This window comes from Idiomarina sp. H2 (assembly GCF_004364275.1).
GTDB lineage: Bacteria > Pseudomonadota > Gammaproteobacteria > Enterobacterales > Alteromonadaceae > Idiomarina > Idiomarina loihiensis.
Genome location: NZ_SNZY01000018.1, coordinates 1 through 10243, shown reverse-complemented (window position 1 = coordinate 10243; position 10243 = coordinate 1). Strand labels below are relative to the sequence as shown.

11 protein-coding genes are annotated in these 10243 nt (G+C 42.0%); 10 read left to right on the top strand and 1 reads right to left on the bottom strand.

What is annotated here, in order from left to right; genetic code table 11:
- The first annotated feature begins 349 nt into the window (after positions 1-349).
- The 10 genes from DET62_RS14275 (at position 350) to DET62_RS14235 (ending at position 9714) form a co-directional block, all read left to right on the top strand.
- Positions 350-1270, top strand: coding sequence for an alpha/beta hydrolase (locus DET62_RS14275; RefSeq protein ID WP_110014225.1), 921 nt, complete (start codon positions 350-352; stop codon positions 1268-1270).
- 689 nt (positions 1271-1959) lie between these two features.
- Positions 1960-2538 carry a hypothetical protein gene (locus tag DET62_RS14270; RefSeq protein ID WP_110014226.1) on the top strand — a complete coding sequence of 193 codons (579 nt, stop codon included), beginning with the start codon at positions 1960-1962 and terminating at the stop codon, positions 2536-2538.
- Between the two features lie 100 nt (positions 2539-2638).
- On the top strand, positions 2639-3958 hold the full coding sequence (locus DET62_RS14265; protein WP_133566311.1) for a hypothetical protein: 1320 nt from the start codon (positions 2639-2641) through the stop codon (positions 3956-3958).
- A gap of 444 nt (positions 3959-4402) precedes the next feature.
- The gene (locus tag DET62_RS14260; protein WP_181396976.1) at positions 4403-5368 is read left to right on the top strand and encodes a retron St85 family effector protein; all 966 of its coding nucleotides are present in this window, start codon (positions 4403-4405) and stop codon (positions 5366-5368) included.
- A 1-nt stretch (position 5369) separates the two neighbouring features.
- Positions 5370-6290, top strand: a complete 921-nt coding sequence (locus tag DET62_RS14255; protein WP_110014228.1) for a retron St85 family RNA-directed DNA polymerase — start codon at positions 5370-5372, stop codon at positions 6288-6290.
- Between the two features lie 380 nt (positions 6291-6670).
- The gene (locus DET62_RS14250) at positions 6671-7417 is read left to right on the top strand and encodes a hypothetical protein (RefSeq protein WP_110014229.1); all 747 of its coding nucleotides are present in this window, start codon (positions 6671-6673) and stop codon (positions 7415-7417) included.
- A gap of 89 nt (positions 7418-7506) precedes the next feature.
- Positions 7507-7710, top strand: coding sequence for a hypothetical protein (locus DET62_RS14245; protein WP_133566314.1), 204 nt, complete (start codon positions 7507-7509; stop codon positions 7708-7710).
- Between the two features lie 101 nt (positions 7711-7811).
- Positions 7812-7982 carry a hypothetical protein gene (locus tag DET62_RS14470; protein ID WP_166635847.1) on the top strand — a complete coding sequence of 57 codons (171 nt, stop codon included), beginning with the start codon at positions 7812-7814 and terminating at the stop codon, positions 7980-7982.
- A 106-nt stretch (positions 7983-8088) separates the two neighbouring features.
- Complete coding sequence (locus DET62_RS14240) at positions 8089-9153, top strand: hypothetical protein (RefSeq protein WP_110014231.1); 1065 nt, start codon at positions 8089-8091, stop codon at positions 9151-9153.
- A 273-nt stretch (positions 9154-9426) separates the two neighbouring features.
- Positions 9427-9714 (top strand): hypothetical protein, encoded by a 288-nt coding sequence (locus tag DET62_RS14235; RefSeq protein ID WP_110014232.1) that lies wholly within the window; start codon positions 9427-9429, stop codon positions 9712-9714.
- A 97-nt stretch (positions 9715-9811) separates the two neighbouring features.
- Here DET62_RS14235 and DET62_RS14230 read toward each other — a convergent pair whose 3' ends face one another.
- Positions 9812-10072 (bottom strand): hypothetical protein, encoded by a 261-nt coding sequence (locus DET62_RS14230; RefSeq protein ID WP_110014233.1) that lies wholly within the window; start codon positions 10070-10072, stop codon positions 9812-9814.
- Positions 10073-10243 lie beyond the last annotated feature (171 nt).

Genomic DNA, 10243 nt, shown 5'->3' with positions numbered 1-10243 from the left:
TAAATGCAATCGATTTAGTAACGGCAAAGTATCTGGGGCAGCGTGTTGCCAATGTTGCCAAGAGATTTGTAGCATAAAAAATATAACAATCCGCGGCATTCAGGGCCTGCGGCCCTTGCGACGCTCACAAGTTCGCGCGCATGCGCGGGGCGTTACGCAAGTGCTTAAATTATCTCCGACGCGATTTTGACGAGAAGTTTTTAACGCAGATACGATGAGATTTATAATCGATAAGGCTACCGGCGCGCTATAACAATGCCAGGTACAGACGGCTTTTGTTATTACTGCGCCTTTACTGCAGACTCTCGCATGCTGCGAGCGTGTCGCCTTAAGTCTTCAAGGAAAAACGATGAAAAGAATATTCATAGGTTTATTTGTTCATATTCTCATGTCTCCTCTAGCTTTTGCCGAATGGGTTGATGAGGCCAATCACGAGGCATTTTTCATTGAGATGGAAGATGCGACTAAGCTTGAGGTGCTGGACTGGGGTGGCGATAACAAGCCGACACTCTTTTTACTGGCAGGAATGCCCATGAACGCTCATACCTATGATGAGTTTGCGGCACATTTCACGGACGACTTTAGAGTCGTTGCCTTGACTAGAATTGGGCACGGAAATTCTGAGCCGCCCAAAAATAGGGACTTTTCTATCGAGAGGCTGGCGACGGACATTATTAGCTCGTTGGACAGCTTAGACATTGAAAAAGCTATTTTTGCAGGTCATTCATTTGCAGGCTTTGAGCTCACTTATCTGGGTAAGCATTTTCCAGAACGCGTGAACGGACTCATCTATATCGACGCAGTGCAAGCTTATGAACATATCCCTGAAATAGGAGAACATTGTCCTGATGTTGCGCAGGCAAGCATTGATATATTTAAGTATAAAGAAAGCTTTTATAACACACAGCGGGTGCTTGATGATGACGGGAACTACCTGCCGTTTGCCGACCTCAACACTTTGAACAAGCTTTTTGAGCACGACAACGTGACGCCGGATTATAGAGGTATCACGGTTCCCTCCATTTCAATAAATCATCTTCCGGAGCAGACAGAAGATCTATTGTTAGGTGTGGGAGAGCCCGGGCAGGCTTGTTTTGAAGCGCTGAATAAGATGAACTACCTGGGTATTGCCAGGTTCGTGAGTCAAATGGAAAACGCAGATGTGGCCGCGATACAGCGAAGTCAGCACGTGATTCACATGGTGACTCCCGATAAGTTAGCTGCAATCATGAAAAACTGGATTGCGCGTGAAATAACAACCAGCCAATAAGTTCAAGTAAGCGTTTTGGCGTAGTCTGTCAGCGTTGAAAAGCCATTGTTGCAGGGTATAAGCGAGCATTGCAGTTAGCGATTGAAACAGGGAACGTCGAATATGAAAGCTATCGCACCTTTTCTTATCCTGATGATGCTTAGCGGCTGCGCATCACAAAAGGTCTTCTTGAATGACTATGAGCTCAATGACTCAAGTGTTCAGCAATAAGAAAGTTTCACAAGAACGCTTGGGCATAGCTCAAATTTTCTGCCACCAAATATCTAGCTTTCTCGCGCGAAGGTGAGGAGTTAAAGGATAGTCGTGTTACCGGACGGTCCGTTCTGAGCGAAAAGCGGACCATCGGGCTTTTTGCCTAATTTAACGAGTAACTCGCCTCGCTGTTATTAATAAGTCTGGATGGCGCGAACCAGGCAAGGCACAATTACCTCAGCAATAGTGCGCGTTTTGTTATTGTATTGTGTATTTAAGTCTTTTACTGTCAATGACATAACGAAAAATTAGAGTTAGATAAGTTGCGCACGTTAGAATGCAGCTAAGCATGCTCAAATTACTTTACTAACTCAGACGATTTAAAAGGCAGCTATGGTCGCTTAATCAGCAACTTAAGAGCTCGCAACTATTCAATTGAAGAGAGTACAAAGTGCGCACGCACAATATGCAAATGTTAAGCATTTCAGGGGGAAATAGTGACAGTTGAGGCAATATTGCAGCCAGCGGTTGTCGCTGCCATCGTTTCCGCCATTGTTGGGCCGCTGATCTTCTTCCTTTTGAAGCGCTGGGATGACAAGAAACGAAGAAACTTCGAGATACGTTATGAAGAGTACAAGCACTACCTAAAGGCATTAGAGCAGATTGCCTCGTCTGGTCATGCTGATTTCGAGCGCTTTATGAGCGAAACTTATGCAAGCTGCATGAATGAAATTCTTACTACGGAGGGGCAGTCTTCTGATCCGTTGGTTCGCCTTAATCAGGAGGTGAACAATCTTACAGCAGATGTCCGGAAATCCTTCACTCAAGCAACACAAGAGCTTCACGGTCTGCGCTTGGTCTGTTCCGAGAAGCTTCTCCAAAAAGTTAACGAGTACGTAAATATACAGCGCGAGCTTATAGATTCATCGTGTTCCGTAATGGGAAACCTGGATCAAATGGACATCAATAATCCAAGCGCGAGCCTATCTGGCGAGATGAAGGAAAAAGGCGAAAGAACCCAAGTGCTGTTTGAGGAAATCGTGCAGCAAATGAGAAAGGAGCTTGGAGTCAAATGATGCTTAACAAGGCCAGGCACAGCGACGGCTTTTCCGTTACGGCTTCGCTTCCACTACAAAGCCGCGCGTGCTGGCGGCGTTATATCGCTTGGTGACTGCAGTGGCTAGGAACAATACAACTTTCATTGGTAGTGCCCCCACTTGGGCAAATGCATGTGTAGGCGAAAATGGTTTCCCTGGGTACTGGGATTACGCCAAAGGATTTTCCCAAGCAGCAACTATTCTGATTGACTTAGTTCTTAGTGAACGGGGGTTAGGGCACTCGGTTGACGAGATGGTTTATCCGGTTTGTTTCAATATGAGGCATTCACTAGAACTTCGCCTGAAAGGCACAATTTCAGAACTTATCCTTATCGAAAAAGCCAGATGTCGTAACCTCCAATTCGACTTGGCTGGTTCACACGATATAGGAAATATTTGGAGTTTCTTCGCTCAAAAGGCCCAAGCTGCCGACGATCGCTACGACCCAATAATCAAAAGGCTTGATACAAAGATCAAGGACTTCGCCGAAGTCGATGCCACCGGACAAACATTTCGGTACCCACTTGATAATGAGAGTCAAAAGCATCTCGTAGATGTCGCGGTCATCAACTTTGTAGTATTGAAGCGCAGTTTCGGGGAGCTAGAAGCAGCCTTGGATGACTTACATCGCTTAAATAAATACCTTTGCGATGAATATCAATGTGGGTCTTTTACAAAACGACTGTCGCGAAAGAATCTGTTCGAAATGGCATCCTTTCTTCCCCCTCGAACAACGTGGGCGGCAGATTCATTTAGTACAACTAAGGAATTTCTCAAGAAACACTTCAATATTGGTAGCAAAGAACTCTCTGAGAGCATTAAGCTCATCGAATCGCATTTTGAACTCGCGCCGGCAATTGGGATAACGATTCCTTTACTCGGGGTTGAAGAGTCCTATATTGAAGAATTTTTCAGCTATTGGTTTAAGCACCACGACCTTCCATCTGATAAAGTCCCAACCGAAGTTGAAGCTAGCGAGTGGGGTTCCGGCGAAATGTTTGAAGCTATTGTGAACGACACCAAGAGACGTGCGGAGGTTTGGGAGACCGTTAAGTCCAATCTCACGCCAGAAAAACTGGCAGGTTTGTCGGCTCTGTTTTATTTCGCGCGTGATCTAGACTTCTCGGAGAGCTACACTCGGGTTTATGAGCTTGATCTTGAGGAAGCCAAGGCTTCGTTCTTAAGTTCAGAAGACTCTGTAAGGTCACAGTACTTCCATATTTTCGACAAGACAAATGCGCTATACAACATCTTGCGTTCGCTCTATTTCTTGCAAAAAGTCGAACTCGCAGAACGACTTGTTGTTGCGCATGGACTGCATGAGAAATTTTCTTGGTTAGATGAAGCTAGGCAACGCACCCTATTTCGGAAGCCGGAGTACTGTGGATACGCGATATAGCAAGGCCGCCTCAAAGCCGGACGTTAACGTCCGCTCCTGGCACTAACCTGACAGGCTGCTGTGGGCGAGGAGCGGACAGATCAAAGGTCGCATTTTAGTGTGCTAGTCTCTCATAACGATAAACTACTCGGCACTCGAGCTGGTAGTAATTGCTGCAATACTCAGGTGAGGATTAACTAGACATGACATAGTTGTCCGATTAGTATTGATCGTAGCCCTTAGTTTGAAGTTGTGAGCTTCTCACGGCTTCTGTGGTTGGTGTATAGCCAACCCGAAGAGATCGTGTGAGATTCTATTGGTACTAAACAGAATCTCGCTTCGTCCCAGTCGGGACAAATCGATCTTCTATTTAGTACCAGTCGCACAGATTGGAGTTAAAATTCTCACGAGAATTTCAACGCCAATCTGCACTCCTTATGTAAGGGCTTTTACCAAGAAGGGAATATGTGGTTAAAGCATCCTAAGTTTCAGTCAGCCTTTGAAGAGCTTGTCAGTGAGTTACGAGGAGGGGACGATACTAAGTTGGCAGACCCAAAAGCTAGAAGACAGAATCTATTTGGAAAGGAATCGCCTCCGAAAATTCTATTTATCTGTGGCGGGGATCCTAGATTCTGTGAAAATCGATTACATATTGAAAAGTATATAAAAAGGCACTCAGAAAATTTAGTTACTTTTAGGGCTGAGTATGCCTGGGAAACCATGGTTGAACTTAAAAGTAATATTAACGCGTTAGCACTAGAGGAGTCGTTAGCCGAGTTTTCTGATATCGTGTTAATTCTTGTCGAATCTTTTGGTACTGCGGCTGAGCTGGGTGCTTTTTCAGCTGGGGAACCTCTAAGAGAAAAGTTATTACCGGTATTAGATAAAAGATTCAAGTCTGACGAATCCTTTATAAATACAGGCCCTGTAAGATGGGTAAATCGTGACTCTCGCTACGGCCCGTGCATTTTTGCAAACTTTGATTCGATCTTGACGTGTATGCCTGATGTTTTAGATCGGGTGGACTATAAGCGTCCAAAATTTTACACATCTAGAAAAGATAAAAATACCTATGGTGATTTAAAATTAAATCACAAAGAGCTACTTTTTGTAGTTATTCAGATAATAAATTGTATTGGCCCTATAACTGAAGATGTAATTCAGAAAGTTTGTAGAAGAGCTTTTAAAATAACACGAAAGCAAGAGCTCGCACATGTGAGGTTCATAATAAGCTTGGCGGTTGCTCTGGAGGTAGTCGATAAAAAGCGCAAAGAAGAGGAAGTATATTATTTTTGTAAAAACCTAAAAAATTTAAAAAATAATAAAGCGATGAAAGGTTTACTCCACAGGTCTCAGCGTATACGCTCTCGGTGCTTAAGTCATCTAGTATATATAGATGAATATAATAAATTCCTAGAAGAGGTCAGTTAAATTGCTTCTAGAACTAATAAAAGCTAAGACTCTTTTGGATGAAGACTACATAAAGGAGACTTGCCTTAACTCAAACGCTTTATATTCAAGCTTTTACTTGCCAAAGAAAAATGGCAAGCTAAGAAAAATATATCACCCTCATAAAGAACTAAAAGCTTTTCAGCGCATTTTGCATGATAATGTTTTAGCCTACTCAAAAGTACACTCAGCCTCAATGGCTTACTCTTCTGGCTCTAGTATAAAAAGAAATGCCGAAAGACATTCGGAGAAGAAGTTTCTACTACGTATGGATTTTCGATCTTTTTTCGAGTCAATTTCATCTAAAGACGTATTTCAGTTTTGCGAAAAAACTCTATCAAATCAGTTTAGTGGTTGGGATAGATTTGATAGTGATATGTTTACAAATTTTGTTTGCTATAAGAATAGTTTAGTAATGGGAGCTGTCACCTCTCCTTCTATCGCAAATTTAATTCTTTATGAGTTCGATGATAGCCTGAGTACCTTTTGTTCTTCAATAGGTGTTACCTACACTAGGTATGCTGATGATATGTATTTTTCAACCAACACTCGGAATGTCCTTAAAGAGGTTGAGAGGAGAGTCTACAAAATAGTCGAAAAACTTCAGTTGCCCAATGATTTGAAAATAAATACCAGTAAAACATATCACAGCTCTAAAAGTCGTAGGAGACTTGTAACAGGTTTGGTATTGACCTGCGAAGGTAGTGTCAGCCTTGGAAGAAAGAAAAAAAGAGAAGTGCGTTCCTTGATTTTTAAGTGGGACTCTTTGACTGACGAAGAAAAGCAAAGCCTTTCTGGATATCTTTCTTATGCTAAGTCTATCGAGCCTGACTTTATAAATAGACTCTGTATGAAATATGGATCTAACATAGTTAAAAATGTACTTGAGTATTCTCCAGAATAGATATGGTTCATATGTGGTAATTGACGAGAAAATTAAAAATACTCTATGTTTTTAGTCTCTCAATGCTAATTGGCAAAAGCCCGTACTAACTAGTCGACACTCAGTCTGTTATGAGCGAACAACGGACCTTCTGACTTTCAAATTACTCCAACTGGTGACTAGCTGTCCCGTTATTCGTAAGTGTGGGTGATGCCAACGATGCACGGCACATTCACTGCGGCAATATTGCGCGTTTTGTTGTTGTGTTGTGTATTTAAGTCGTTTACTGTCAATGACATAACAAAAAATAAAGGTTGGATATTGTGCGCTCGGTAGAGTGTAACTGAGCATGCTCACATTGCCTGTGCTAACTTGGGATCTTTCAAGTCAGGAGTGCCTGCTTGATCAGTAAGTTAAGAACCGAAAACTATCAATTGGACGAGCTTCTAAATGCGCACGCACAATATACAAGTGTTAACTTCCCAGGAGAAATAATGAGCGACTCACTAAAAGAAAAGCAACGCCTAAGGATTGCATACCTGAACAAGGTGTACGAGCTTTCTAGCGCAGATACCGACAGCCTTGTAAACGGGGTGGAAGCTGCGGCTCAAATTGGGATGGGAAATGGGCAAGAGGACGAAATTAGAACTATTGCAAATTATCTTGAAGGTGAAGGTCTTTTAAAGGTTGTAGCAAGAGTTATGGGCGGCTTTCCCGCCAATGTTAGGATAACGCATGCAGGAATAAAAGAAATCGAAGGTGCGATTAGTCGCCCAGACCAGCCCACCGAACATTTTATGCCAATTAATATACTGAATGTTGAAACCATGATTGGATCAAACATTCAACAGGGAACAATTGGAAGCAGCCAAAACATAGAGTTTTCGACTGACTTTATTACGGAGCTGCAGAGCTTTGTCGCAGAGCTGAAAGACCAGCAAAGTAATCTAGACTTAGGTGAAGAGGAAGGCGCTGAATTCAATTCGGAGGTGGCCACAATAGAAGCTCAGATGGTATCACCAAAACCAAAGCGCGCAATATTGAAAGAATGCTTGGGTAGTTTAAAAAGAATATTAGAGGCTGCAGCAGGCGGAGCAGCTGGTTCCACCCTAGCGGCTAAGGTTCCATTGCTGCTGGCCATGCTTTGAAGTTAACAAGTGTAGGCTGTCGGACAAATCACTCGCTGCGCACGCAATTTGTCGCAGCTACAAGCGTTATGTTTCTCAAGGGAGTCGCTATGAGTAGAGAAGAGTTTGAAAGTTTGAAGGAAGAGCTAGAAAAGCCAATAGACTTTGAGTCATTGGTTGACACTGGGGCGCTTATTCAAAAAGGTAAATCTTACTATCTTGGTAATAAAGACTTGCTACCTGAGTATGTAAGTAAAAAGATAAAGACCCTTGAGCAAAATAAAAATGGCTTGAAGGTTACATTTTATAAGTAAGGGTAGCCAACGTGGGGTCCCCAAACATAACAAGCGACTGTTGTCGCCCCAAAGCCGGGCGTTATGTGAATTAAGCTGAAACACTAAGAAAGGAAATCATTATGAAACGTGCTGGAGCTGTTTGTCCTAAATGTGGCTCTACCAAATCACCACACAAAGAAAAAATTATGGGGCAAGACACACAAGATCTAATTTGTGCTGATTGCAAACATGTTGGTTGGTGGGCTGATTTTCAGCCTGAAAACAAACAAGAAAAAGGTAGTGAGTCATAACCTGGACTCACATAACAAACAAAGGCAGCATCGCCCTGCGGGCTGCACGCGCTAAAGCGCGCCGCTGCTTTGGGCGTTATGTTTCATAAGAGAATGGTGATATTTGATGAGCACAAGTTACTTTTTGTTGCCTGCTTACATTGAAGATATTGCCGTTTCATTGGCGAATAGAGGTTGGATAGTACATAGCTTTAATACAGATAATAGCGAGGAGTTATACAATCCTAGCAACTACCTCCACAATTCAGAATTTGAAGGGTCCAAATATACACTTGGTTTGGATCTGAATATTTATCAATTCCTTCTCAACTCGAATAAGAAGAAAACCCCAAATGATAACTACAGAGACGCTGCTGCACTTCTTGTTTTCTGTCAAATATCAAATATAGAAATCGATCCTTCTTATGCCGTTTATGAAAAGGTCAATTATGAAGAGTCTAACCTCGATGAGGCTCTACCAGATCTAGAATTGTTCAAGAATATAAATAACTCAGATACTGAAAAATTAGCAAAATATGCTCTAGGTTACGAAAGTAGCTATGAGATTGCGACAGATCACAAAATAAATCACGATGAAAAACGAGAGATGCTGACAAAGTATAGAAGACTTACTGAGTGGGACTCGCTGTATTTAATCTTGCTATCTATCGTTGATATAAAGTTCGATAACAACATTCCTGCAAATAAAAAACTTCTCAAATTCCTTGAGTGGCTCATTTGCAAGTTTAGAATGTCACTAGTTGGAACTATCTACGCCATCGTCTTGTTCGGTAAGAAGCCGTTAAAAAGAATGATGAAGTACGATCCTAAGACAAATGTTGAAGCGCGCAAAAGCGCGCTATGGAACATGACTTGGGATCTTTATATTATGAATCAGTTCTTTAGAAAATGGGTAAGAAAGGGCGACACAGACGAGTTCTTTTTCGCTAGCGATGATAAAGCATTTTGTGAGTTGCTTAGATCTGCCATTAAAGTACAACAAGTGGGTGACTTCTCTCCACTGACTCCATATTTATCTAAATCAGGGTATGAGATTGCAGAAAATTTCTTGAATCTCGATGAGTCCTCTGTAGAGAGGGTTTATAAAACAGAACAGTGGAGCCCCGATTACCGAAAGAAACTAATCGAATCATATGAAGCGAATCTGGTCTATAGAGAAAATGAAGCATAACAAGGTAAATTCACTCGGACAAATTTCTGCAACGTTCGTTTGTTCTATTAATAGCACAAGCCTCACATTGCTCCAATTTGCCGGTGATTTACGGCGTTAACGCCCACTTCTGGCACACAGTCGAAGGTCAGCAATGTGCGACTAATCGACGATCGGATTGTACTAGGAGCGAACATTTCTCTACAACTCTAGGCCCACCTCATTAATCTATTGAAATTGATCAAGAACCAAAATCCGGTAATATGAGGTTAAGGATTTAACCAAGAGGTTACTATGAAATTCTTAGCTGGAGCAGTCGCTTTTATTATGGCTATATCTACATACTTTGTTTTAACTGGCGCACCTCAACTGGCTTTCGGCGTCAGTACATATATTGACTGCAAAGATAAAGAAATGGATTACGCTAAAGATGTTTTTATCAATCCCATGCCACGCTCACAAAATATTTCCAAAGAACGTAAAAAGACGGTCGATGACATTAAGACTTGCTATAAATCGATCGTTGATGTAGCTAAAACAACACCGCTTTCTGCGCACTCTCTAGAGCGCATTGAGAAATAGAGCCACTTTGTAGCGAGTCTATTGCTCTAAGAGAGCTATCAAGAGGGATTGAAATAAGCTGAATCATGAGGACTAAGTATGGCGTGCCAACTTTTACTCACTGAAAACTATTAGAAGCCCTCAATTCCTTAATTCTATCCACCAACTCCCCAAAACATGTTTCACACAAATCAAAATGGAAACTATCACCGTCATGATTTGAGCCGTAACCATATGTAGCGTGAAGCACAGCAAACTCATCGAAATCCTTCAGGTTCTCGTGATATGTTTTTTGAATCTCAGGAACCACCGAAACCCCACAAACATCGCAGGTAATATCGGTGACGACCTTTACTGATTTGTAGTCAGCTTTTTTCATTGAGTCTATTCCTAGTTAAGATGCTCAAATATGAACTACGATATGCCAATATGTCGTGATGATTCAAGCTGGCGTTGGGTTCTACCCAGATTTTACGGACACATCCATAAAGAGGCATAATATGCCCATAAGGAGTGTTCATGACCAAACGAAAAAAGTACAGCCCAGAGT